This window comes from Prevotella sp. 10(H), assembly GCF_000711235.1.
Lineage (GTDB): Bacteria > Bacteroidota > Bacteroidia > Bacteroidales > Dysgonomonadaceae > Dysgonomonas.
Map to the genome: position 1 here is coordinate 115,074 of NZ_JOMI01000003.1, position 25,834 is coordinate 140,907.

Consider the following 25,834-nt stretch of genomic DNA (forward strand, 5'->3'; position numbering starts at 1 on the left):
GTTTATTAAATGAAAAAGAGCAGACCATGAAGCCTGCTCTTTATTATATTATTTAATTCTTTCTTACAAAGATAATCCCATAATAACATCAGGGAAAATACCCAGTAACAAATTCAGGCATATAGCAATAACCGCCACCGCTTTATATTCGAAAGGAACTCTCAGGCGTTCTGTCGTTTCCCCTTCCTTTGTTATCATTACGTTGGCAACACCCAGATAATATGATACAGCTATCACGGAATTGATAACCCCGAATATAACTAGTACCAGATAGTTTGCTTCCAACATCTGTCCGAATACAAAGAACTTAGCAAAGAAACCTGCGAAAATAGGTATACCGCTCAACGAAAGGAAAGCACATATCATTATTGCAGTCAAAACAGGTTGCCGTTTAACAAGTCCGAAGAAGTTCGAAATATCTTCGTTGTCTTTTCCCCTGCATACACCCAGTATTACCGCAAATGCCGCTACTCCCGCCAGACTGTATGCTGCAGCGTAATACAATACTGTGTTTGCTGAGGTTGCAGTCGCCAGTAAAGTCATCATCATAAATCCGGCATGTGATATACCCGAATAGGCCATCATACGTTTAATATTTGTCTGCTTCATGGCAGTGATGTTACCTACCGTGAGAGTAAGTATGGAGATCACTACAATGGCTATCTGATATGCCGGTGTTACTCCTACCGACAGGACATTTATCATTTTGAAGAGTGCGCCGATAGCTGCAACTTTAACGAGCGTACTCATTATCGCAGTCACCAGAGTAGGAGAGCCTTCGTATACATCAGGCGCCCAGAAGTGAAACGGAACAATAGATGCCTTAAACATCATACCTACCGATATCATTACAAAGCCTATGGTAAACCATATAGGCATGGTAAGCAGCCTCGAATTCATTTCTACTTCTACAATATCGAAAGAGCCTGTTGCACCGTATATCAGAGCTATACCGAATAGTACAAAACTGGAAGCAAAAGCACCCATAATGAAATATTTCATTCCGGCCTCATTACTTTTCAGATTCTTAGGTTCGCTTGCAGCTAATACATACGCGGCGATGGACAGAACTTCGAGTCCGATAAAGAACATGGCAAAATTTCCGAAAGAAACCATTGCCACAGCTCCCGCCAGCATAAATATTTTTAGGGTTACATAATCGGCTATTTTTGTTATCTTTTCCTGATAAAATTTAGGACTCATCGCAAGAATGAGGATGGTGAGGATTATAAACAGTATGGAAAATCCCTGCGAAAAGCCGGAAGCGATCACCATATTGTATTTATCCGTACCCAGAAAAGAATTCCCCAGATAAAATTCGGTCACCGTCATTCCTAGTACGGCTATCAGCCCGATGAGGGTGACAGGTATAAGGATTTTTCTTAAATTGAGAATCTCCAGTAACATGCAGATTATTCCTAATCCCGAGATGGCTATCAATGTACTCATTATATATGACTAAATTTTATCAGTTAATATAAATTATAATTTCCTCCAGACTTGTTCTTACCAGATCTGTAACCGGTTTTACATATACTCCGAAGAATATCAAAACGAAAACAAGAAGCGAGAATACGAATATTTCGGTCTTCGACAAATCATTGAACGGCGATTTGATAGGTTCTCCGAGCATAGTCTGCTGGAACATACGCAGCATAAACAGTGCGCTCAAAAATAGGGATGTACCTATTGCTATACCAAACCATGGGTTAACTTGGTAAAGACCGAACATAATGGTAAACTCACCGATGAAATTGAATGTCAGCGGTACGCCTATCGAAGATAGTATAGTGAGGAAGAATGCAACCGTAAACTTAGGCGTCTGCGATGATATTCCTCCCAGTTTGCTTATCGAGAGTGTATTTGTCCGGTTCTGGATGATATCTACCGAGTAGAACAGTCCGACAATACCGAAGCCATGCGCCAGTATAAGTACTACTGCTCCCTGCAACCCGTCGTAAGTCAGTGCATAAGCACCAGCAGCAATAAATCCGACATGGGATAGCGATGCGTAAGCCATAAACCGTTTCAGGTCGTCCTGCCTCAGAGCCATTATCGCTCCGTAGATAACACCGATGATACACAGGATGACAATAACCGTCCTAAGTTCGTGTGCTGCATACGGAGTTGTCGGCAACTGCCAGCGGATAACGCTGTATGCCCCCATCTTCGACATCAACCCTGCCAGCAACATAGTACCTACAGCCGGAGCCTTCTGGTAAACATTTGCCTGCCATGTATGGAAAGGAAAAATCGGAATCTTTATCGCATAGGCAAGGAAGAAAGCAAGGAAAATCCATATCTGCTCCGTGTTGCTCAGATTAGCGCTATAGAATGCTTCCAGTTGGAAACTTCCTGTTTTTACATACATATAGATGATAGCTGCCAGCATAAACAGTGAACCTGCAAATGTAAACAGGAAGAATGTCATGGCAGCCTTGCGGCGTTTTGCCATTTCGCCATTACCCCATAGTACGATAATGAAGTAAATAGGTATAAGCGACATTTCCCAGAATACATAGTATAAAAGGGCATCACCGCTCAGGAATGCTCCCGTCATGGCAAAAGCCATAAACATAATCAGGCTGAATAAAAGCTTTTCGTTCTTAAATTCCCTATTATGCGCGGCAAGTATAATGATAGGTAATAAAATCGTCGTCAGCAGTATCATGGCTATTGCCAGCCCGTCTGCTTTGAGTGAGAATGAGATATTCGGATTCGTTATCCATGCTGTGCTGTATTCTGTTCCGGCACCTCCGGTGTTGATACATAAGGCTACTGAAAATACTGCTGCAGCCACGCTGAACAATATAGCCACCTTAGAGGCAAATCTGTTTCCCGAAAAATAAGTGAGAATTGCACCTACTAATAATATGATTAATATAATAGCGATATTCATATCTAAGTCTAATTTTTATATAAGGAATAAACAGATTATCAAAGCACTGAAACCCAACACAAAGAAAAACATATAAAAGCCGAGGCTTCCGTTCTGCAACCTTTTAAAGTATGGCGATGTGGCTTCCACCATATCACCTCCGGCTTTAAAGAAGCCTTTAAGCCATTGCTCGAGATATTTGTTGAAGAATGATGCCAGCCCGTATATTGGTTTTACAAACAGTGCGTTGTATATTTCGTCGATATAATATTTCTTATATAATACTTTTCCGAATCCTGTGATTTTATCGTCTTCGGCAGGGACTTCCGATTTTTTAATGTATTTGAAATAAGCTATTCCAAGGCCGATGAAAGCTATTAACGTGGATATGACCATTGTCGTAACCTGCATATCTACCGGTGGGTGCTCTGCTATTGCACTTGGCAGGATAGGAGAGAGGAAGCCGTTCAGCCAGCTATGTACTCCTATAAAGGACGGCAGACTGATTACCCCGCCGAATACGGCAAGGAAGCCTAGTATAATCAACGGCATAGTCATTGTGCCCGGCGATTCGTGCAAATGATGTTCCTGTTCTTTTGTTCCCCTGAATTTCCCGAAAAATGTCAGGTACAATACTCTGAACATATAAAATGCTGTTAAGAGTGATGCTAAAGCACCAATAATCCATAGTATCTTGTTATGCTCGAATGCAGTCAGCATGATTTCATCTTTAGAGAAGAAACCTGCAAATAGTGGTATTCCCGATATCGATAATGTGGAAACTAAGAATGTATAATATGTTTTCGGCATTGCTTTTTTCAATCCGCCCATCTTACGCATGTCCTGTTCGCCGCCCATGGCATGGATAACCGAACCCGAACCGAGGAACAGGCAGGCTTTGAAGAATGCATGTGTGATTACATGGAATACGGCAACATGATAAGCGCCGAGCCCGAGGGCAAGGAACATAAGTCCGAGTTGCGATACGGTAGAGTATGCCAGTACTTTCTTTATATCTGTCTGCGCTATTGCAATAGTGGCAGCGAATAATGCTGTTACAGCACCTACAATAGCTATCAGCGTTTGTATACTAGGAGTCAAATCGAATAAGAAATTCAAACGCGTTACCATAAATACCCCAGCCGTTACCATCGTTGCGGCATGTATCAAAGCCGATACGGGAGTCGGCCCCGCCATCGCGTCGGGAAGCCATGTATATAATGGTATCTGAGCACTTTTACCTGTAGCACCGATAAAGAGCGCGAAGGTAGCAACGCCGAGCATAGTAGAAACTTCAGGATTTGAAGTGGTAGATACCGCAGTTTTCAATGTTTCATAGTCCACTGTTTTAAAGAGGTAGCCTAATGTGAAGATACCGACAAGGAAACCTAAGTCACCGATACGGTTCATAATGAATGCCTTCTTCGCAGCATTGTTATTTTCATGGTTTCTCGACCAGAATCCGATAAGCAGGTAAGAACATAATCCTACACCTTCCCAGCCGATAAACATAACCAGCAGGTTACTGCTTGCCACAAGCACCGACATAAAGAAGATAAAGAGATTCAAATAGGCAAAGAAGCGGTCGATATTGCGGTCATCGTGCATATAGCCCATCGAGTAGATATGAATCAACGCACCGATTCCCGTTACAAACAGCAGCCAGATAAGCGACAGCTGGTCGAGCGTGAATGCAAGTTCGGTCGTAAACTCTCCGAGTGCTATCCATTCGAAAAGGTCGACCTGGATAACTTCACCTGTAGAAAGGATACGGATGAAAAATACGAGGGAGATAACAAAGCTAACGAGTACTGCCGAAGTGGCGATAACGCCGGGCATTGTCCTTCCCAAAAACCGTTTACCTACCAGCAAATTGATTAGGAAACCAACAAAAGGGCTAAGCAGAAGTATTAATACTAATAATGTGTCCATCCGTGTTTATCCTTTTAAGTTTTTCAGTTCATCAATATCGATAGTGCCTATATTCCTGTAAATGGCTACCATAATGGCAAGCCCCACAGCTACCTCGGCGGCGGCAACTGCCAGCGAGAAGATTACAAACACTTGTCCGCTGGTATCCTGATGATACACGGAAAATACAGCAAGCAGCATATTAGCAGCCGCAAGCATCAGTTCCACCGACATTAGCATAACGATGGTACTGCGACGATACAATAAACCTATCGCTCCAACTGTAAACAGGAGGATGCAGAGGTAGATGTAATTGTCAATTCCTACTTGTTCTAATATATTATTCAGCATAGCTTAAGCTTTTTTCTCTTTTTTTGATATCAATACAGCGCCTATCATAGCTGTAATCAGCAGTATGGAAGCAAACTCGAAAGGAATAAGGTATTCGTCGAGCAGTGTCTGCCCGATGATGCTTACCGACTGATAGTCCAGTCCTTCGGCTTTGTAGTTTTCGATAACAGGAGTCGATTTCAACAGGGTAGCTAACAGTACTATTCCCATAAGGCATGCAGATACGGTTGCCGCCACACGGCTTAGCACTTTCTTTTTCGGTTCGTGCTGCTCACTGAGGTTCATCAACATCAGGGTGAAAAGCAATAATACCATGATTGCCCCTGCATAAACGACTACATTCACCACTGCCAGAAACATTGCATTCAGCAGCAGGAAATGTCCCGATATGGAAAAGAAACAGATAATCATATACACTGCACTATGTACCGGATTTTTCGACAAAACAGTCAGGATACCCGTACCGAGTGTAATAGCTGCCAGAATATAAAAAATTACAGATACCATAAATATTAGTTAAAGCCCCTCCCGGCCTCCCCTAGGGGAGGAGTGGTAAACCACCATAGAGAGTATTTATATTATTTTATTTTATCATTATTTCATTCTAAGTCCCCCTTGGGGGATTTAGGGGGCCTAATCGTACTTCCTTGCCTTTGCGTCCTCTACAGATATCACAAGCTTATCTTTACCGTAGATGAAGTCCTTTCTTTCCAGTTTTGGTTTTACCAGCAACTTCGATTTCGTAAGGAAAATCGCTTCTTTCGGACAAGCATCTTCACACAGCCCGCAGAATATACAGCGCAACATATTTATTTCATACGTAGATGCATATTTTTCTTCACGGTACAGGTGTTCTTCACCTTTCTTACGTTCTGCCGCTACCATGGTGATAGCTTCCGCAGGACAGGCCAGTGCGCATAATCCGCATGCCGTGCAACGTTCGCGTCCCTGATCGTCGCGCATCAGTACATGCTGACCACGGTATACAGGACTGAATTCACGTTTTTGTTCAGGATACTGGATTGTGTTTTTCTTAGTAAAGAAATGCTTGATCGTAATCCATAATCCTTTTACAATGGAAGGTAGATAAATGCTTTCGGTGAAAGTCATCTTCTTGTCGACAACTTCCGTCTTTCTACCCGATAGTGATATATCTTTTATTGATGACATCTTAATTCTTTATAACGATTTTACAATCAGCATAACTATCCCGACAATAAATATATTAGCTATTGCCAGCGGGAATAACATCTTCCATCCCAGTTTCATCAGTTGGTCGTAACGGAATCTCGGTATTGTCCAGCGCACCCACATATAGAAGAATATGAAGAAGAGCGTTTTAGCCATCAGGGCTAATACTCCAAGGATATTTGCTATATTAATGCCCCAATTCTCTCTTGCCCAGTCTATTCCCGGATAATTATATCCTCCGAAGAAAAGGACAGATATAAATGCCGAAGAAAAGAACATACTTGCATATTCGGAGAACATGAAGAATCCCATTCCCAGTGATGAATATTCTGTATGGTGACCGTTTACCAGCTCCGATTCACACTCGGCTAAGTCGAACGGTGTGCGGTTACATTCTGCAAAAGAGCATACAAGGAAGATAATAAAAGTAAGAGGCTGATAGATAATGTTCCATTGCATGCCGTTCCATCCGCCTTGTTGCTGTGAAATTTCCACAAGGCTCAACGAACCTGTCATCATCACCAATGCAATAATAGACAATCCCATTGCTATTTCGTATGAAATCATTTGCGCCCCTGCACGGATACTACCCATCAGTGAGTATTTGTTGTTTGAAGCCCAGCCTCCGATTACCACACCGTAAACGCTGGTTGATAATACGGCTACAATGTAAAGTACAGCTACATTCACATCGCCGATGTAACCCATGACTTCGCCGTATCCCGGTATTTCAAATTTTTCAGCCCATGGAATTACAGCTACTCCCAACAAGGATACTGCCATTGCAATAGCCGGAGCCGTAACAAATAGTATCTTGTTCGGGGTATTCGGCATAAATTCTTCTTTCGAGAATAATTTCGCCCCGTCACAAATCGGCTGAAGCAACCCGAACGGTCCTGCACGGTTAGGCCCGTAACGGTCTTGTAGGAATCCGGCTACTTTACGTTCTGCATATGTCGAGTACAATGCAACCAACATTGTAACTGCGAATACCAGAACAATAAAAATCAACTTTTCTAAAATAAATGCAACTTCCATATTTCTCTAGTTACGAGTTACGAGTTACAGGTTACGAGTCTGAACTTCTTGTCACTCGTAACTTGTAACTTGTAATTATTCTTCTTTTACTTTCTTTATCGCTTCCTTTTCGTTTTCGTCATAAGGTGAGCCAACCATACTTATCTTATTCTGGTCTTCTTCCCTTCCTTCAAGTGCAAGTTCGTCCATATTTATCTTTACCTTTTTCACGGGCTCCGTATAATTATTGACATTGATTACAGACGGCTTTTCGAATTTACGAGGGCCTTCAATGACCCAGTCTTCGACATTCTTATGCTCGAAACGACATTCGTTACAGATAAATTCTTCCACTTCGTGCCATTCATCTTTACGGGCAGTTACACGCTGAACAGTATCGCCGAACATCCAAAGCACCACTTTACCCGAACATTTTGTACAATGACGATGTGCATTGAACGGTTTGTTGAACCATACACGCGATTTGAAGCGGAAAGTCTTGTCCGTCAAGGCTCCCACAGGGCATACATCGATTACATTTCCTGAAAAGTCATTATCTATCGCCCGCTCTATATAAGTAGATATCTGGGCATGGTCGCCACGTCCTACCACTCCGTGGACACGTTCGGGAGTAAGTTGGTCGGCCAGTTTCACACATCGGTAGCACAATATGCAACGGTTCATGTGCAACTGGATATACGGACCTATATTTTCGGGTTCGAATGTACGTTTTTCTTCTATATAGCGCGACTTGAAGTTACCATTCTCGTAAGCAAGATTCTGCAAATCACATTCTCCGGCCTGATCACATACAGGACAGTCCAGCGGGTGATTGATAAGCAAAAACTCGGTAACAGCGCGGCGTGCTTCTATCGCCTTTTCCGAAGTACCGCTCTTTACTTCCATACCATCCTGTACTGCTGTAACGCACGACGGCTGGAGCTTCGGCATCGGACGCGGGTCTTTTTCGCTTCCTTTGGTTACTTCCACCAGACAGCAACGGCATTTACCGCCACAGTCTTTCAGCTTAGAATAGTAACACATAGTAGGGGGCACACTATTGCCGCCTATCATGCGCGCTGCCTGCAGGACGGTAGTTCCCGGGTCTACCTCTATTGTATGTCCATCTATTGTAATTTTCATTTTTTTAGCTGTTAGCCTTTAGCTGATAGCTATTAGCATTTTAGAATATATAAATTATCACCATCTTGCTAACAGCTAAAGGCTATTGGCTAATGGCTTCAACAAATGTCTTACTTTTTCCATCGGTTCGTTCACAAAGTGATCCCTGTTTTTTATCTTTTCAGGGAAACGGATGTGATATTCGAATTCTTCGCGGAAATGACGGATAGCTGCAGCTACAGGCCACGCAGCCGCATCTCCCAGCGGACAGATTGTATTTCCTTCAATTTTGCCCTGGATACTCCATAGCAGGTCGATATCTTCTTCGCGTCCTAGTCCGTTTTCGATACGGTAGAGAATTTTGTCCATCCATCCTGTTCCTTCACGGCATGGAGAACATTGTCCGCAACTTTCATGGTGGAAGAAGCGTGCAAAATTCCATGTGTTACGGACGATACAGGCTGTATCGTTGTATACGATAAAACCTCCCGAACCGAGCGATGAGCCTGTGACAAAGCCCCCATCGGCCAGCGATTCATATGATATGAGACGGTCTTCACCGTTGGCTGTTTTAAATATGAGTTCAGGTGGAAGAATCGGAACGGATGCTCCTCCCGGAATAACGGCTTTCAACGGACGGTCATCCATCATACCGCCGCAGTATTCATCCGAGTTGAAGAATTCGTCGATAGTTATACCCAGTTCCACTTCGTACACACCCGGATTTTTGATATGCCCTGATGCTGACATCAGTTTTGTTCCGGTCGATTTTCCTACACCTATCTTAGCATATTCCTCACCGCCGTTGTTTACAATCCACGAAACGGCAGATATAGATTCCACATTATTTACTACCGTAGGCTCTGCCCATAGACCGCTAACGGCAGGGAATGGCGGTTTGATGCGCGGATTACCGCGTTTGCCTTCCAGCGATTCGATAAGGGCGGTTTCTTCACCGCATATATATGCACCCGCACCGCAGTGTACATACAGGTCGAGGTTATAGCCTGTTCCCAGTATATTCTTACCCAGCCATCCGTTGGCATAGGCTTCTTTTATTGCTTTTTCTAGAATTTTAAATATCCACATGTATTCGCCGCGGATATAGATGTAAGATAGATTAGCTTCCAGTGCGTAGCTTGCCACAATAGCCCCTTCTATAAGCAGATGAGGTATTTTGTGCATCAGATAGCGGTCTTTGAATGTACCCGGCTCCGATTCGTCCGCATTAACTACCAGATGACGTGGTTTTCCTGATTTTTTGTCTATAAAACTCCATTTCAACCCCATAGGGAAACCTGCACCTCCACGACCTCGTAAGCCGGAAGTCTTCACCTGCTCCACAACATCGTCGGGAGACATGGTTTTTAAGGCCTTTTCAACAGAGGCGTAGCCGCCGTTTTTGCGATAAACTTCATATTCCTGTATGCCGGGAATATCTATTTTTTCAAATAATACTTTTCTAGCCATCTTTTAGTTACAAGTTACAAGTTACGAGTTACATGTCAGTAGACAAGTAAACAAGATACGAGTAGACAAGTTATTATTTATTCTAAATTTTTTACTTACTGTTAACTGTTCACTGTAAACTGATCTTGCCTTGTTTACAATCTTCTATCAGGGTATCTATCTTTTCCTTTGTCAGATTTTCGTGATAGTTGTCGCCCAACTGAAGCATCGGCCCAAAACCGCAGGCTCCGAGACATTCTACCCCTACCACACTGAACATGCCGTCGGGAGTTATCTCTCCGGGTTTTACACCCAGTTTCTGACAGGTATAGTCCATCAGATTTTCGCCGCCACGTAGTCCACAACAGGCTGTACGGCAAAATTCCAGCATATATTTAGCTACCGGTTTTTCGTTGAACATAGTATAGAATGTTACAACTTCATAAACTTCGATAGGTGTTATCTCCAATATCTCGGCGACCTTATCCATCAGTTCAAGGCTCAGCCAGTTGTCGTGAGCATCTTGTACTGCATGAAGAACAGGAAGCAGTGCGGATTTTTTCTTATCGGCAGGGTAATGGCTCAACAGTTCGTTGATACGAGCCATCAGTTCGTCCGACATGTTTATTATTTGTTTGTAATCTCTTACTTGTTCCATTATATTTAGCTGTTAGCTGTTAGCCTTTAGCTATTAGCTTTTTTGTATTATATTTTCAAATTTGAATTGGCACATTTGCATATTTTCACATCAACACATTAGATTATGCATCTAATTCTCCGGCAATAACATTTATACTCGATAGCGTGGCGACAGCATCCGAAAACAACCCTCCTTTTATCATTTCAGGGAATGCCTGATAGTAGATAAAGCAAGGACGGCGGAAATGAACCCTGTAAGGTACACGCGATCCGTCTGTAATCATATATATCCCCAGTTCGCCGTTAGCAGCCTCTACCGAGTGGTAAACTTCGGCAACGGGAACAGGAACTTCACCCATTACTATTTTAAAATGCTGGATAAGCGCCTCCATTTCGGTATATACTTCATTTTTCGGCGGCAGGTAATAATCCGGTACATCGGCATGATATGAACCTTCCGGCATATTATCGCGTGCCTGACGGATTATCTTGAGGCTTTCCTTCACTTCGGCAGCACGTACGCACCAGCGGTCGTAAGTATCGCCCGATTCGCCTACTGGAACTATAAAATCGAAATCTTCATACGAACTGTAAGGTTTTGCAACACGCACATCGTAATCGATACCTGTTGCACGCAGATTCGGCCCTGTAAATCCATAATCCATGGCTTTTTCTGCAGAGATAGTACCTACACCAACAATACGGTCCATGAATATACGGTTGCGGACAAACAGTCTTTCCAGTTGATCCCATGCTTTGGGAAAACCTTCGAGGAATTCGTCCAGCTTACGCCATGCTGTTTCGCTCCAGTCACGCTCGAATCCTCCGATACGTCCCATATTTGTTGTCATACGCGCCCCGCAGATTTCTTCATAGATTTCGTATGCGAGTTCGCGGTACTTCATTACATATAGGAAAGGGGTATAGGCACCGAGGTCGACACCTAATATAGAGTTACATATAAGATGATCGGTAATACGGGCAAGTTCCATCACGATAACACGCATATACTGCGCGCGTTTGGGAACTTCCACCCCAAGTGCCTTTTCTACGGTCATCCACCATGCCATATTATTTATGGGAGAGGAACAATAGTTAAGGCGGTCGGTAAGAGTAGTAATCTGATAGAAAGTGCGGTGTTCCGCTATCTTCTCAAATGCACGGTGAATATAGCCGAGGGTAGTATCCGCATCGAGGATACGCTCGCCGTTCATCAGCAGTATATTCTGGAATACACCGTGTGTAGACGGGTGGGTAGGGCCAAAGTTCAAGACATTCAGTTCCATTCCGTCTTCAAAATTCTGTTCTCTTACTATTTTCGCAAAGCGATGTTCGGGATTTATTAGCTGGTCTGACATTTCCTTACTTTGCTTTAGTTATTTGGTTCATAGTTACTCGGTGTTCTTCCGAAGAAGCGGTCATCCTTGTCGGTACGTCCCGGGTCTTCGAGCGGGAACTCTTTACGCATAGGGAATGATGTCATTCCATCGTCGTTGAGTATGCGTTTCAGGTTAGGATGCCCTTTAAATGTTACACCGTAGAAGTCATATGTTTCGCGTTCCATCCAGTTCGCAGCAGCAAAAACTCCTGTCATCGTATCCACTTCCGGTTTGTCGCCGTTGAGGAATGTTTTCACCCGCACGCGGATATTATCTATCCAGTTGTGAAGCAGGTAAACCACTGCAAATTGTGCATTCTTTTCATTATCGGGATAATGTACACCGCAGAGATCGGTCATAAAGTTGAAACTTAGTGTTTCGTCTTCTTTCATAAAACGGATAACCTCTTTGATGACGGCAGGAGCAGCTTCGAATGTGAAGATGTCGCGTTCCATCCTGAAGTTTGAAACCTCCGCACCGAATTTTTCACTTATTTTACTTTCAATAACTGTAGTTTCAAGTGCCATTATTCCTGATTATTCAAATTTATACGATTCAAGTAATTTATCATATCTGTCCGAACCTCTCCTATTAATAGATTCATGTTTCACCAGTTCCTGCAGTTGTATTACACCGTCCAATATTTGTTCCGGGCGTGGCGGGCATCCGGGTACATATACGTCTACCGGGATCACCTTGTCTATCCCCTGCAATACCGAGTAAGTATCAAAGATACCTCCCGAGCATGCGCAGGCTCCAACAGCAATAACCCATTTAGGCTCTGCCATCTGCTCGTATACATGACGGAGTACAGGTGCCATTTTCTTTGCGATGGTTCCCATTACCAATAGCATATCTGCCTGACGGGGAGAGAAGCTATTGCGCTCTGCTCCGAATCGTCCCATATCGTAAGTGGAAGCCATTGTCGCCATGAATTCTATACCGCAGCATGAAGTGGCAAATGGCAAAGGCCACAGGGAATTGGCGCGTGCCAGCCCTATGACGTAGTCGAATTTTGTAGCAAAGAATCCATGCCCTGTATAACCTTCGGGGGCAGGTACTACATTTATATCAGATGTCTTGCTCATAATCTTAATTGTTTCTGTTTTCAGGTTGATAAATTCCTATAGAGAAAACAATAACTATCGGATAAGGTTTCGGCCTATAACTATAAATATATTCTTTTAGTTATCTTTCCCATTCCAAAGCCTTTCTCTTAACAATATAAAGGTATCCTACCAGCAGCAATGCTATAAATCCGCCCATTTTTGCTAGCCCTTCCCAGCCGATAGCTTCGAAGTTTACCGCCCATGGATACATGAATACGATTTCTATATCGAAAAGAACGAAAAGGATAGCTACAAGGAAGTATTTTATCGGAAAAGGCGAACGTGCATTCCCTAAAGGATCGAGACCGCACTCGAAATTCTCAAGTTTTCGTGCATTTTTACGTTTAGGACCCAGCATCTTGGATGCAAATACTGTTGCAAATACAAAAATGACAGAAAAAGCTATCTGCATCAATATGGGTAAAAAATCATACAGATTTGAACTCATAATTTCCTATTTAACATACTTTGTTTATACGGACACAAAGATACTTTTTTTATTTATCAAAAAACAATAAAAAAACTCATATATTTTTATCTGTTTCGTTATTTAAAGGCGCACTGGTACAAAAACATAGCATTTTGCTTAGTGAGGATTGCAAATCGTAAATAATATGCTTTTCGGGCAACTTCGATATAGATAAATAGTATATCAATTTTTTTTGTATAGATGTTGTTTATGGTTGCCGGGTGCTATTATGAAAAAACGAATCTAAGTGTTAAATTTTCTGCATATTTTCCTGTTCTAAATTAATATTAATGGCTAATTCTGAAGGTGTCTAATCATCTACCAGTAATTGCTTGATGAAGTCTTAATGTTAAAACATTCAGGAATGAAAAAAAGTTTTAGTAATTTATCATTTGTTTATTGCCTGTAATCTGTATCTTCGAATAAATAAAGCTGCAAGAAACGAGATTCGAAATCTTGAATAATTTATTCATTAATTCAAAAAAACTTTGTACATTTGCAGCCGTTCTTTTTCAAGTTAATTACAGACGTGGGAAAATTTAGCTTATATAATATCCCTCTCAGAAGTTTATCAGAGGGGAAGCATGAGTTCAAGTACGACTTGGACAAAGGTTTTTTTGCGCTTATCGATGATGGTACGGCCGACGTAAAGAGAGGTAATCTTAAGGTGGTGGTGTCTTTGAAGAAGACTTCCGTTACATTTGAGTTGAACTTCGAAATAACAGGTTCGGTACACGTGCCTTGCGACAGGTGTCTCGACGATATTTCGATGGACGTTGATACAAAGAATAAGCTTATTGTGAAATTTGGAAAGGAATATTCCGAAGAAAGCGATGAGATCGTAATAATTCCGGAAGAAGACGGAGAGATCAATATTGCTTGGTTTCTTTACGAATTTATTGTACTCAGTCTGCCTACTAAAAAGGTACACCCTCCGGGCACGTGCAATAAAGCAATGTCTACCAAGTTAAATAAACACAGGGCAAAAAGCACTGATGATGAATCGGAGGATGATATCGAAGATGATTCTATAGAAGAAGATGATTCTTCTTTCACCGATTCACGTTGGGATGCATTGAAAGACGTTCCTGTAGATGATGAATAAAACTATAACAGAAAACTGATTTTTCTAATTCAGATAAATAAAAATAACTAAATAAAACAAGAAAATGGCACATCCGAAACGTAGACAATCGAAGTCTAGACAAGGTAAAAGAAGAACTCACGATAAGGCAGTAGCCCCTACACTGGCAGTATGTTCAAACTGTGGTTCGTGGCACGTATTCCATACTGTATGCTCTGAATGCGGACATTACAGAGGAAAATTAGCTATCGAAAAAGGAGCAGCGGTTTAATTCGATTATCCCGATACTCCAAGCCCTGAATAGGGCATTTTTTTTATTTATTACTCACAAAACCAGAAATAATAATGATTCAAGCCGCGATTACCGCTGTTGGTGCATATATTCCTGAAGATATTCTGACAAATGAAGATTTGGCGAAGATAGTTGATACTACCGACGAATGGATTATGACACGTGTGGGTATCAAAGAGCGCCATGTATTGAAAGGTGAGGGTAAGGGTACTTCATCGATGGGCGCCGAGGCCGTAAAGCAAATATTGGAAAAGACCAATACAAAACCGGAAGAAGTAGAAGTAATTATTTTTGCAACTACTACTCCCGACTTTATTTTCCCGTCGACAGCTGCTATGACAGCCGAAGCATGCGGAATAAAAAATGCTTTGGGTTTCGATATTCAGGCTGCCTGCTCGGGTTTCATTTATGCATTGGAAATCGGCTCTAACTTTATAAAGTCGGGTAAATACAAAAAAGTAGTTGTAGTTGCCGGTGATAAAATGACTGCAATAACCAATTATAAAGACCGTACTACCTGCCCTCTGTTTGGTGACGCATGCGGCGCAGTGATGCTGGAACCTACCGAAGAAGAAGTGGGAGTGATGGATTCTATCCTACATGTCGATGGAGTGGGCATCAATCATTTGCATATGCGTGGAGGAGGTTCGGTTTATCCGGCTTCTCACGAAACTGTAGATAAGGATATGCATTATGTGTATCAGGAAGGTCAGGTTGTGTTCAAGCATGCTGTTTCACGTATGGCTGATGTTTCAGTTGAAATAATGGAACGTAACAACCTTACGAAAGATACTATCGCATGGCTTGTTCCTCATCAGGCAAATATCCGTATTATCGAGGCTGTAGGTAACCGCATGGGACTTCCGAGTGATAAAGTGATGATAAATATACAGAAATACGGCAATTCTAGTGCAGGTACAATTCCTGTCTGCCTTTACGAATGGGAATCTCAGTTGAAGAAAGGGGATAACCTTATCCTTACTGCTTTCGGCGGCGGATTTACATGGGGTGCTGTATATTTGAAATGGGCATATTAAGATAGAATAATATATTATGATAGAAAGGGTAGCCGTTAAGCTACCCTTTTTATTTTTTATGTTAACTTTATACATTGCAATCTAAAATCTGATCTATGAAGTCTGCTTTGAAATCTTTTCTTTTCTGTTTATTAATAATAGTCTTGTTGTCTTCCTGTAATAAAGAAAAGCCAATTGCTCCGTATGGTGCTTTGCCCTCTGATCATCAGTATGAATGGCAGCAGCTGGAATATTATATGTTTGTCCATTTCGGCCCGAATACTTTTACCGATGTAGAATGGGGCGACGGTAAAGAAGACCCGAAGGTTTTTAATCCTACCGATCTTGATTGCCGACAATGGGCATCAACGGCGAAGGCTGCAGGAATGAAAGGGATTATTATTACTGCAAAGCATCACGATGGCTTTTGCCTGTGGCCGAGTAAATTCAGTACTCATACCGTTCGTGAAAGCCTGTGGAAAGGCGGAAAAGGTGATTTACTAAAAGAATTATCCGATGCTTGTAAAGAATACGGATTGAAATTCGGGGTATATCTGTCTCCATGGGATCAGAACCATCCGGCATACGGTACACCTGAATATAATCAGATATTTGCAAATACATTGAATGAAGTCTTGTCCGGTTACGGAGAAGTTTTCGAGCAATGGTTCGATGGAGCAAACGGAGAAGGGCATAATGGTAAAAAGCAGGTATATGATTGGGATTTATTCCACGAAACGGTATATCGAAATCAGCCGCAAGCTATTATATTCAGTGATGTAGGTCCCGGTTGCCGCTGGATGGGAAATGAGAGGGGAATAGCCGGTGAAACCAACTGGGCGACTATGAATATAGAAGGTTTCGAGCCCGGACGCAATGCTCCCCCTATAAAAATATTAAATAGTGGCGAGCAGGGGGGCAAAGCATGGGTTCCGGCTGAGACGGATGTTTCTATCCGTCCGGGATGGTTTTATAGTCCGTCTACGGATGATAAAGTAAAAACAGTGGAAGAACTAATGGATATATATTATACCTCTGTAGGACGAAACTCAAATTTATTGCTTAACGTGCCTCCCGACCGCAGAGGACGCATACATCCTGTCGATTCTTTACGACTGATGGAATTTCGCAGAGCAATTGAAGAAGAGTTTAAAGAAAACCTGATAAAGGGTGCAAAATTAAGCTCATCCGATACAAGAACGGGGTATACTGTTTCTAATATGCAGGACGATGATTATGAAACTTATTGGTCATCTGACGAAAATAATTTATCACCTTCTATTGAAGTAGACTTTAAGGAAGAGAAAACTTTCAATCGTTTATTACTACAGGAATATCTTCCTTTAGGGCAGCGCGTATCTTCTTTCTCTGTCAGCTATTGGGATAAGAATAAAAACGACTGGCAATTACTGACGGAAGCTACGACTATAGGTTATAAACGGATTCTCCGTTTCCCTTTAGTTACTACAAATAAAATAAAAATCGAATTCAAAGCATTGGCTGCTCCTGTTATCAGTTCAATAGGAGTGTACAAGGCTAAGGAACAATTGTCGGCACCTTCTGTCGAACGTGATAAGTCGGGGCTGGTGACGATAAAATGTAAGACTCCCGATCCTGTAATATACTATTCTACCGACGGAACAGAACCAACCATAAATTCATTGCGATACGAGAAGACTTTTATACAGAAAGGTGCAGGAACGATAAAAGCGATAGCTGTAATCGATAAGGGTAATACAAAGAGCAATATTGTGACAATGGATTATGACATTGCTCCTGAAAAATGGAAGATCGTTTCTCCGTCGGGTGAAGAGGTTGGCAGAGTTATAGATAGTAATGCACATACTTATATTTATATCGCGGATAAAAAGCCTTTAATTATAGATTTAAATGAAAATTTGATATTAAAAGGTTTCACATATGTACCTCTTGGTAGGATGGATGCTCCCAATATATATCGATACAATTTCTATGTTAGTGATGATGGAATAGAGTGGCTGAAAGTGAAAGATAATGCGACTTTCAACAATATAAAAAATAATCCGGTAATACAAAGTATTGCATTTGATAAGGAAGTAAGGGCACGTTATATAAAATTAACTCCCATAGAATTAGTTAAAGAAAGTGATAAATATGCTATCTCGGAAATCGAAGTTATAACCCGATAAGGCAAAATTTTATTTATCTTTACAGCCGTAAAAAGAAAAAACGGATGAAAAAGTTTTTATTTATAATTATACCTCTTATCATTGTCTTGGTTCGTTGTAGTAGCGGCGATGGTGTAAGTGCTGTAAAACGCTGGTCGGAGGCAAATGATATTTCCGACTTTCAGGTTTATACCCGTAATGATCAGGGAGCCTTGGAGCCTATGAAATATAAACCCGATATGAACGGTAGCACGGATAGTGCCTACAATGCTTTTTTTACACAAAAAATGGCTACCCCTTACGATGCGCAATTATTCAGATATTTTACGGCTGAATTTTATGAGGGAAAACTTACATTCGTTGATTCGGCGAGAACAGCAAAAATAGTGTCGGAATATTATTTCAAGGACGATTCTTTATTTATTATTAAATCGGGAAATAAAGATGCATTTGTGGCTATGGGTAATATGGAGGAACTGTACCGTACGAAGAGTTATGCCCGTTATTTAAGCCCTTATACCGGGAATGATACAGTTTCCAACTATGATGTACCACTAAACTTAGAAAAGGTTGCAGGCCTTGCCGGGTTTTCGGCATCGGAGATTATCCCCGATAGTAAGGATACGCTGATATGGCTGAATGCCAAATATGTATTTAAGTAAATACTGATCTTATATAGTTTTAACGGCTTGTCGATTGACAAGCCGTTTCTTATTTACATCAGAATCCGATAAAAATGCCTACCTTTGCACAAATTTTAGAGAACAAGCAAATTATGGGAAATTTAGTAGCTATAGTCGGTCGCCCCAATGTGGGTAAATCAACACTGTTCAATCGTTTGACCGAAAGCCGGCAAGCTATTGTAGACGATACTGCGGGTACTACACGCGATCGTCAGTATGGAAAAGTAGAGTGGGGAGGACAGGAGTTCTCGCTGGTAGATACAGGAGGATGGGTTGTCAATTCGGACGATGTATTCGAAAGTGAAATAAACAAACAGGTATCGATAGCCTTAGAAGAGGCAGAAGTGATTCTTTTCCTAGTGGATGTAATGAATGGGCTTACCGATCTGGATATGGGCGTAGCTAACATGCTCCGCCGTTCAAAAAAGCCGGTAATACTTGTATCGAATAAGGCGGATAACTTCAATCTTCATTATCAGGCTGCCGAGTTTTATGCCTTAGGTTTGGGCGATCCTGTCAATATATCGGCAATAAACGGTTCGGGTACGGGTGACTTACTCGATCTTATCCTGACAAAGTTTACTAAAAAAGCCGAAGATGAACCGTTAGAGGAGATTCCGCGTATAGCTATTGTCGGACGTCCTAATGCTGGGAAGTCTTCATTTGTAAACGCGTTAATGGATGAAGAACGCAATATTGTAACCGATATAGCAGGTACTACACGCGATTCGATCTATACCCGTTTCGATAAATTCGGAATGGATTTTTACCTTGTGGATACTGCAGGTATACGTAAAAAGGGCAAAGTTATTGAAGATCTGGAATATTATTCGGTAATCCGTTCTATCAAGGCCATTGAGAATTCGGATGTGTGTGTATTGATGATCGACGCAACTAAAGGAATCGAGAGTCAGGATATGAATATATTTTCACTGATACAGAAAAACCGTAAAGGATTGGTTGTCTGTGTTAATAAATGGGATTTGGTGGAAAATAAAGAGCAGATTGTTATCAAGACTTTTGAGAATGCGATTCGTGAGCGTCTGGCTCCTTTCACCGATTTTCCTATCATATTCGCTTCTGCCGTTACAAAGCAGCGTATACTGAAAGTGCTTGAATTAGCAAAAGAAGTTTACGGCCGCCGCAAAACGAAGATACCTACACATAAACTAAATGAGGTATTGCTTCCTATTATAGAGCGTACACCTCCTCCGGCAAATAAAGGGAAGTATATCAAGATAAAATATATTACTCAATTGCCCCATACGCAGGTGCCGACATTCGTGTTTTTCTGTAACCTGCCGCAATGGATAAAAGACCCTTACAAACGTTTCTTGGAGAACCGCATACGCGACAACTGGGATTTGTCGGGTACACCGATTAATATTATTATCAGGGAAAAATAAAATAATATTTCTATATAATGGAAAAAGGGAAGGCCATCACGGCTTTCCCTTTCTCAGTTGTGTAAGACTAGTTGTTGTGTAAGACTAGTTTGTCAAAATTCGATGTCGTCGGCAATGTTACCGCCTTGCTCGGCAGCATATTTGTCGGCATATTCTTTCATTTTCCGGTCAAGCAGGCGGGCCCACTTATCCATTTGTTCCATGTTGTTCCCGTCTATTTCCGAATAGTGTAACGCAATCTTGCTGATATCGCCAATATTCACGCCATATTTTTCGAAAGCTTGTTGAGCACCGTCGATACCATATTCATAGGCTGCATTCATTTCAGCTTGCACATCTGTAAAGAATTCGCGATCGGCTTTCATTCTTTCCAGTGTAGTTAATCCGGTTTCGGAAATTTCAGGTTGTAGTGATGCACCAAGTTTTGGATGATCGTCTGCTTCTTTGAAATATTTGCCATATAGATTTACTACGGCAAAAGTCAGGTCTTCCTGCATACGTTTAGTCCACAGTACACTCGCTTCTTCCCATGCAGCTTTGTCGACTCCCAATGTTTTTAGCATGGTATCCATGTCCATTCCAGTGCCGATCTTTGACATGATAGCTGCATAATCCTGCAAAGTAACTCCGTGTATAGGCTGTAACAACGGATTATTCTCATCATGAGGAGTATTGCTGAATGAATGTATTCCTGTTTGCTCGAACGAGTGTAAAGCCTCAAAGTCTATCATTTGCTGCGTACTTGCTTTATTCCATTGGATATATACAGCACGGCGATGTTCGAATTTATAATCCTTAATATCGTGCTCGTCCGGTTCTTCTCCGTCTGCGATTTCTTCTTTTACCTGTTTCTGTACACGTCTTTCAACTTCGGCGTCGAACTCTTCTATTGTATAGTGTTTACCGTGAAGCGTTACGGGATCGAGATCTGTAGCGCCAGTGTTTTCACTCGGATCGGAATCCTGATACATCGGGTCGTTATCATCGTCATCATCACTGTCGTCATTGTCTATATCATCATTATCTTCATCTTCATCTTCATCTTCATCATCCTCATCCACATCCGCTTGCGGATACGTCGGTTTGGGCTGTGTATATGAATTAGCGGCAGGTTTATCGTCTTCCTCCTTGCCAATCCCGAAAAGGGCTAATAATTTTTTTAGCATATTTGTTCAGTTTTTGTTATTCTGTTTTCTAATTAAGGTTATTCTCCGCGTCTTTCATAGTCGGCGAGCCATCCTTCATAAACACGTTGGTTTTGCTCTGCAAGTTGAGGCACCAGCCTGATCCATTCGTCGAATGTGGCTTTCAGATATTTTTTATACAGAACAGGTATGTTTTCCTTGGTTGCTTTGTATTCAGCTTTCAGGGCTTTCATCTTTTCCTGTAGTTTCGCGTATTCTTTAGCATCGTCTTCCTCATCCAGTCCCATCATATCGCTTTCAAGATCGCTGATCTTATCATGGATTTCATCCAGACGGTCTTTTTCATCGTCATACTCTTTTTTCAGGTATTCGTTGCGTTGCTCTGCAAGTTCGCGCCCCACGAAATCGAGTTCACGGGCACGGCTGCTCGGTTCGAATGTATTTTGAGTCTGGCATGCAGTACATTCTACATAAGCGGTAGTAAGGAAAATATGAGGGATAGAGATAGGGCTACCGCATTGCTTACAGGCAAATTTATCTTTCAACTGTTCATATTCATCTATTATCGCCTGATATTTGGATTCTGTATTTTCGCCTTCGGTGTCTTTTACTTTCTTCGACCAGTCGTCCATAATCTTTTCAAACTTCTTGTAGCGCGGGTCACATACCTCAAAGTATGTGTCGGATGCGATATCTTCCAGTCCCTGAAGTTCATCTTCATCCGAACTGTTGAAATATTCGAATAAATAGTGATGATAATAGTCTTCTATTTCTTTCTCGTATACTTTTTCAGCTTTCTTGCGGACGCTCTCTATCTGTCCTTCTATGCTGTCGGCAAGGCGGCCATACGTTCTTTTGGCGGCATCTGTATCGTTTTTGTAGGCTTCCTGTAGTTCCGGTATGGATGCTTCGACAAACTCTTTTACCCGTTCTTCGAGCCTGTCAAGAAATACGAACCAGCGTTTTTCTATGCCGGCCATTTCGTCAATCCATTGTTGTCTGGTTTTTGTCATAGTTGTTTTGTGTTTATTAAAGTTAGCGGGAGTTGTCCTCCTTTTTTATGTTTATGCCGTCTGTTAATGTTTGCTCGATAAAAACGAATCCGCAATATCCGCATTTTGTAAGACCATCTAATTTAGCCCGTCCGGCGCCACAGTTGGGGCAGGTAGTTGCATCCATTTTTGCTTCGGTTTCTTTAGCTTCTCCGCCGTATGGTGTTTGATTTTGTGTTTTTTGCTTCAATCTTTCCAGTAAAGATAAAGGCTTGTTTTCTTCCATAGTTTTATTTATAGTTTGCTTAATAATTCTGCTTTTTTCGCTTTGAATTCATCTTCATCCAAAAGACCCATATCGAACATATCCTTTAGTTTCTTCAATTTAGCTACAATATCTTCTTCAGCAGGAGCTGCCTGTTGATTGCTTTGCTGTTGTTGCATCATCTGATTCATTTGTCCCATCATTGCACCCATCATGGCTGCAGCCTGTGTACCTTCGTTCATGGCAGTGCCCTGCTGGCCGATGGCCTGTGCGGTATTGAACTGCTGGAATTTATTCATGTCTCCTACCATATTCATACTGGTTACCGTATCATAATGCTTGGTAACCTCTTCGGGGAGAGTAACACTGGTAATCTGGAATTTAAGAAGCTCGAGACCTAATTCGTTGAAGAAAGGTTGGAGTTGAGGCAATACTTTATTACTCAGTTCGGTAATATTTCCGGCCACATCCATAATGCTATAACCGTGATTTGCCAGTACTTCTCCGAATTTAGGTGCAATGAAATCACGCATTTGTCTTTCCAGTTCGTAGATAGTTATAGTATCGGTCGTACCTGCATACTGCCGGAAAAATCTGACAACATCGCATATACGTATATTATACGCTCCGAATGCCTTTATCCTTACCTGTCCGAATTTTGCATCCGGCATAATTATAGGAGCAGGTGTTCCCCACTTCAGGTTAACAAATTGATGTGTATTGAAATAGTATACGTCTACCATGAAAGGACTGTTGAACCCATGGTGCCAGTTTCGCAGATTTGTTAAAATAGGGATATTTTCAGTACTTAATTTGTGTAGTCCGGGAGGAAAGACGTCGGCCAATTGACCTCTGTCGAGTAACAATACATGCTGACTTTCTCTGACTGTGAGAGCGGCTCCGTTTTTTATTTCTTTCCCCGCGCCATCGTATTGCCACATGAGATAATCCTGATTCGGAGTAACCGATTCGATTACTTCGATAAAAAGGTTTTTCATCTTGTATTACTGTGTTAGTCTGTTTATAGTTCGTTTGCAAAAGCAAATATAATGAAATAAGGATATAATTCACCTTATGTTAATTCTTTTTTTATTGCTTATGTAGAATTTTTTCTATGTTTTTCGAAAAAAGATTGATTAAAATCTATATAAAGATAATGAAAGAATGATGATTTAGATTGTTATCAGACTCCATTAAGTTTAAAATTTCGTATTTTTGCATACTTTTATTAATTCATTAAATATGATTTTGGGTAATACAATAGAAGGCACAGACGATAATAAAGAAAATAAATTACTGAAAATTACTTTTGGTGTCATTATCCTGATCATGTGGCTTTACATCTTCCTGTTAAATAAATTCTATCCTGTCTATCTCGATGACTGGGGCTATGCTTTCAACTACTGTGACGGTAGCGAAATTACTTCAGTGTGGGATATTTTTCAAAGTCAGTATTGTCATTATATGACATGGGGGGGACGGGTAGTCGGACATTTTGTAGCCCAGTTCTTACTGTGGATAGGCAATATGGGTGCAGATATACTTAATTCGCTGGCATATATATTATTGGTAATGTGTATGTATATTATCTCAAATAAAAGCAATAAAACGAATATAACTCTTTTCCTTTTTATCAATGTGTTCATCTGGTTTTCTTTACCCGAACCGTATCAGGATTTATTTTGGATAACAGGCAGTGCAAATTACCTATGGGGGATGCTGTTTATTATCCTGTTTCTATGTCCTTATATATTATATTATTTTTCGCCGGAGAAGAAAGAAGATAAAACATATAAAAATATCTTATTCCTATTCGCCGGCATTATAGCCGGATGGACGAACGAAAATACTACTTTGGCGCTTTGTTTCATGTTAGTGGTACTTATATTAATAATGAAGATGCAAAAAATATCTATCCCTAAATGGATGATATTCGGCTTCGTTGGAGCTGTTATAGGTTGCCTCGTAATGCAATTATCACCCGGAAATGCGATAAGACGGGAATTCGATATAGCAGATGTACATGGGGCAACAAATGTCGATCTGTCGTTTTATTTTTATCGCTTCGTAACTGTTATGAAGTTTGCCTATACCAATCTCTTTACCCCTTTCAAAATATACTTGGTAATCTTGCTTTTATTCTTATGGAGAGGGCCTAAAGATAAAAACGAAAAAAAGAAGAAGCTGGTAGTTTCTCTTCTCTTTTTAGTTGCAGGTGCAGTGGCAACTGTTGTAATGTCAGGTGCTCCGATGTTTCCGAATCGCGCATGGTTCGGTATTCTTATATTTGTTATAATAAGTGCTATGATATTGTATGCAAATATCGATTTTTCTTTTTTACCCTTGAAAGTATTAAACTATACATTTGGTTTAGCATTATTAATTGTGTGCCTTCTTTCGGCTAAAGAAACATATTCGGAAATGAAACAGTTCGATAAAATATATGCCGGATGGATGGTTGATATTAAGCAGCAAAAGGAAAAGGGAATAAAGGATATTATTATTTATGAGAATTTTGAATCGAAATGTTCCCCATTCGCCATCGTGAAATTAAAGCAGTTCTATATCGGGGAAAGTTTTTGGCCGGAACAATTCGGTAAATATATGGGAGTCAATTCTATTATAATACGGCGGATTCAGGACAAGAAATTGTTTGAAGGTAAAGGTTTTGCAAAAGATGATATCTCTAACCATGAGCAGGAATAGACTTTTCTTTACCTGTTTTCTTTAGCAGGTATATCTTGATGTAGATTTGCTTCGAAATAGCTATCTTTGTACATTTTAAACTCAGGACAGAATATAAATTTAGCGACAGTGGATCAACCAAATATAAATATAAAGAATAAACGGGCAAGCTTCGATTATGAATTCATAGAAACCTACACCGCCGGAATCGTACTTACAGGTACGGAAATAAAATCTATACGGTTTGGCAAAGCAAGTCTTGTAGATACCTTTTGCATCTTCGAAAAGAATGAGCTCTGGGTTCGTAACATGTATATTGCCGAATATTTCTACGGCTCTTATAATAATCATGCAGCCCGGCGTGACCGCAAATTGCTTCTTAACAAAAAGGAACTGAAAAAAATACAGCGTATGGTCAAAGAAACAGGCTATACGATTGTTCCTACCCGTATATTCTTAAATGAAAGAGGACTGGCTAAGGTAAATATAGCTGTAGCCCGCGGTAAAAAACAATACGATAAACGTCAGAGCCTTCGCGAAAAAGATGACAAGAGGGCAATGGACAGGGCAATGAAACAGTAATTCCTTGATCATATTCATTAAC

General features: G+C 41.1%; 26 protein-coding genes. 8 read left to right on the plus strand and 18 right to left on the minus strand.

Features of this window, described 5'->3' with window-relative positions; genetic code table 11:
* Positions 1-63: 63 nt before the first annotated feature.
* From K348_RS0105870 to K348_RS0105935, 14 genes are all read right to left on the minus strand, one after another.
* Positions 64-1,449, minus strand: coding sequence for an NADH-quinone oxidoreductase subunit N (locus K348_RS0105870; RefSeq protein ID WP_029903893.1), 1,386 nt, complete (start codon positions 1,447-1,449; stop codon positions 64-66).
* Positions 1,450-1,468: 19 nt separating this feature from the next.
* Positions 1,469-2,899, minus strand: a complete 1,431-nt coding sequence (locus tag K348_RS0105875; protein WP_029903900.1) for a NuoM family protein — start codon at positions 2,897-2,899, stop codon at positions 1,469-1,471.
* 15 nt (positions 2,900-2,914) lie between these two features.
* Positions 2,915-4,810 (minus strand): NADH-quinone oxidoreductase subunit L, encoded by a 1,896-nt coding sequence (gene nuoL, locus K348_RS0105880; RefSeq protein WP_029903902.1) that lies wholly within the window; start codon positions 4,808-4,810, stop codon positions 2,915-2,917.
* A gap of 6 nt (positions 4,811-4,816) precedes the next feature.
* Positions 4,817-5,140 carry an NADH-quinone oxidoreductase subunit NuoK gene (nuoK, locus tag K348_RS0105885; RefSeq protein ID WP_081852525.1) on the minus strand — a complete coding sequence of 108 codons (324 nt, stop codon included), beginning with the start codon at positions 5,138-5,140 and terminating at the stop codon, positions 4,817-4,819.
* A 3-nt stretch (positions 5,141-5,143) separates the two neighbouring features.
* Complete coding sequence (locus K348_RS0105890; RefSeq protein WP_029903905.1) at positions 5,144-5,647, minus strand: NADH-quinone oxidoreductase subunit J; 504 nt, start codon at positions 5,645-5,647, stop codon at positions 5,144-5,146.
* Between the two features lie 126 nt (positions 5,648-5,773).
* Positions 5,774-6,310 carry an NADH-quinone oxidoreductase subunit I gene (locus K348_RS0105895; RefSeq protein WP_029903907.1) on the minus strand — a complete coding sequence of 179 codons (537 nt, stop codon included), beginning with the start codon at positions 6,308-6,310 and terminating at the stop codon, positions 5,774-5,776.
* Between the two features lie 9 nt (positions 6,311-6,319).
* Entirely contained in the window at positions 6,320-7,369 is a 1,050-nt protein-coding gene (gene nuoH, locus K348_RS0105900) for an NADH-quinone oxidoreductase subunit NuoH (protein WP_029903909.1), read from the minus strand.
* A 75-nt stretch (positions 7,370-7,444) separates the two neighbouring features.
* Positions 7,445-8,491 carry a 2Fe-2S iron-sulfur cluster-binding protein gene (locus tag K348_RS0105905; protein ID WP_029903911.1) on the minus strand — a complete coding sequence of 349 codons (1,047 nt, stop codon included), beginning with the start codon at positions 8,489-8,491 and terminating at the stop codon, positions 7,445-7,447.
* A 75-nt stretch (positions 8,492-8,566) separates the two neighbouring features.
* Positions 8,567-9,940 (minus strand): NADH-quinone oxidoreductase subunit NuoF, encoded by a 1,374-nt coding sequence (gene nuoF, locus K348_RS0105910; protein ID WP_029903913.1) that lies wholly within the window; start codon positions 9,938-9,940, stop codon positions 8,567-8,569.
* Between the two features lie 109 nt (positions 9,941-10,049).
* On the minus strand, positions 10,050-10,577 hold the full coding sequence (gene nuoE / locus K348_RS0105915; protein WP_029903915.1) for an NAD(P)H-dependent oxidoreductase subunit E: 528 nt from the start codon (positions 10,575-10,577) through the stop codon (positions 10,050-10,052).
* A 103-nt stretch (positions 10,578-10,680) separates the two neighbouring features.
* Positions 10,681-11,916, minus strand: a complete 1,236-nt coding sequence (gene nuoD, locus K348_RS0105920; RefSeq protein WP_029903917.1) for an NADH dehydrogenase (quinone) subunit D — start codon at positions 11,914-11,916, stop codon at positions 10,681-10,683.
* Positions 11,917-11,930: 14 nt separating this feature from the next.
* Entirely contained in the window at positions 11,931-12,464 is a 534-nt protein-coding gene (locus K348_RS0105925; RefSeq protein WP_029903919.1) for an NADH-quinone oxidoreductase subunit C, read from the minus strand.
* A gap of 9 nt (positions 12,465-12,473) precedes the next feature.
* Positions 12,474-13,025 carry an NADH-quinone oxidoreductase subunit B gene (locus tag K348_RS0105930; RefSeq protein WP_029903920.1) on the minus strand — a complete coding sequence of 184 codons (552 nt, stop codon included), beginning with the start codon at positions 13,023-13,025 and terminating at the stop codon, positions 12,474-12,476.
* 100 nt (positions 13,026-13,125) lie between these two features.
* Entirely contained in the window at positions 13,126-13,494 is a 369-nt protein-coding gene (locus K348_RS0105935) for an NADH-quinone oxidoreductase subunit A (protein ID WP_029903923.1), read from the minus strand.
* 550 nt (positions 13,495-14,044) lie between these two features.
* Here K348_RS0105935 and K348_RS0105940 point away from each other — a divergent pair.
* The 6 genes from K348_RS0105940 to der all read left to right on the plus strand — a co-directional run bounded on the left by K348_RS0105940 (position 14,045) and on the right by der (position 20,143).
* Positions 14,045-14,620 (plus strand): DUF177 domain-containing protein, encoded by a 576-nt coding sequence (locus K348_RS0105940; RefSeq protein WP_029903924.1) that lies wholly within the window; start codon positions 14,045-14,047, stop codon positions 14,618-14,620.
* A 64-nt stretch (positions 14,621-14,684) separates the two neighbouring features.
* A complete protein-coding gene (rpmF, locus tag K348_RS18985; protein ID WP_081852526.1) occupies positions 14,685-14,870 on the plus strand; it encodes a 50S ribosomal protein L32 in 186 nt (61 codons plus the stop codon).
* A 74-nt stretch (positions 14,871-14,944) separates the two neighbouring features.
* Positions 14,945-15,928 (plus strand): beta-ketoacyl-ACP synthase III, encoded by a 984-nt coding sequence (locus K348_RS0105945; protein ID WP_029903926.1) that lies wholly within the window; start codon positions 14,945-14,947, stop codon positions 15,926-15,928.
* Positions 15,929-16,023: 95 nt separating this feature from the next.
* Entirely contained in the window at positions 16,024-18,075 is a 2,052-nt protein-coding gene (locus K348_RS0105950) for an alpha-L-fucosidase (protein WP_029903929.1), read from the plus strand.
* Between the two features lie 44 nt (positions 18,076-18,119).
* The gene (locus K348_RS0105955; RefSeq protein WP_051697653.1) at positions 18,120-18,716 is read left to right on the plus strand and encodes a hypothetical protein; all 597 of its coding nucleotides are present in this window, start codon (positions 18,120-18,122) and stop codon (positions 18,714-18,716) included.
* Positions 18,717-18,829: 113 nt separating this feature from the next.
* On the plus strand, positions 18,830-20,143 hold the full coding sequence (gene der, locus K348_RS0105960) for a ribosome biogenesis GTPase Der (protein ID WP_029903933.1): 1,314 nt from the start codon (positions 18,830-18,832) through the stop codon (positions 20,141-20,143).
* Between the two features lie 92 nt (positions 20,144-20,235).
* On the opposite strand, the gene K348_RS0105965 is transcribed toward der, so the two are convergent.
* The 4 genes from K348_RS0105965 to K348_RS0105980 are packed head-to-tail and all read right to left on the minus strand — an operon-like array spanning position 20,236 to position 23,543.
* The gene (locus tag K348_RS0105965) at positions 20,236-21,309 is read right to left on the minus strand and encodes a DUF6620 family protein (protein WP_029903936.1); all 1,074 of its coding nucleotides are present in this window, start codon (positions 21,307-21,309) and stop codon (positions 20,236-20,238) included.
* Positions 21,310-21,347: 38 nt separating this feature from the next.
* The gene (locus K348_RS0105970; RefSeq protein WP_029903938.1) at positions 21,348-22,301 is read right to left on the minus strand and encodes a hypothetical protein; all 954 of its coding nucleotides are present in this window, start codon (positions 22,299-22,301) and stop codon (positions 21,348-21,350) included.
* A 22-nt stretch (positions 22,302-22,323) separates the two neighbouring features.
* Complete coding sequence (locus K348_RS0105975; protein ID WP_029903940.1) at positions 22,324-22,566, minus strand: hypothetical protein; 243 nt, start codon at positions 22,564-22,566, stop codon at positions 22,324-22,326.
* A gap of 8 nt (positions 22,567-22,574) precedes the next feature.
* Positions 22,575-23,543 carry an SPFH domain-containing protein gene (locus K348_RS0105980; protein WP_029903942.1) on the minus strand — a complete coding sequence of 323 codons (969 nt, stop codon included), beginning with the start codon at positions 23,541-23,543 and terminating at the stop codon, positions 22,575-22,577.
* A 244-nt stretch (positions 23,544-23,787) separates the two neighbouring features.
* On the opposite strand from K348_RS0105980, the gene K348_RS0105985 reads away from it, so the two are divergent.
* Both K348_RS0105985 and smpB read left to right on the plus strand, forming a co-directional pair.
* A complete protein-coding gene (locus K348_RS0105985) occupies positions 23,788-25,251 on the plus strand; it encodes a DUF6056 family protein (protein ID WP_051697656.1) in 1,464 nt (487 codons plus the stop codon).
* A 108-nt stretch (positions 25,252-25,359) separates the two neighbouring features.
* The gene (gene smpB, locus K348_RS0105990) at positions 25,360-25,812 is read left to right on the plus strand and encodes an SsrA-binding protein (RefSeq protein WP_029903946.1); all 453 of its coding nucleotides are present in this window, start codon (positions 25,360-25,362) and stop codon (positions 25,810-25,812) included.
* The last annotated feature ends 22 nt before the right edge of the window (positions 25,813-25,834 follow it).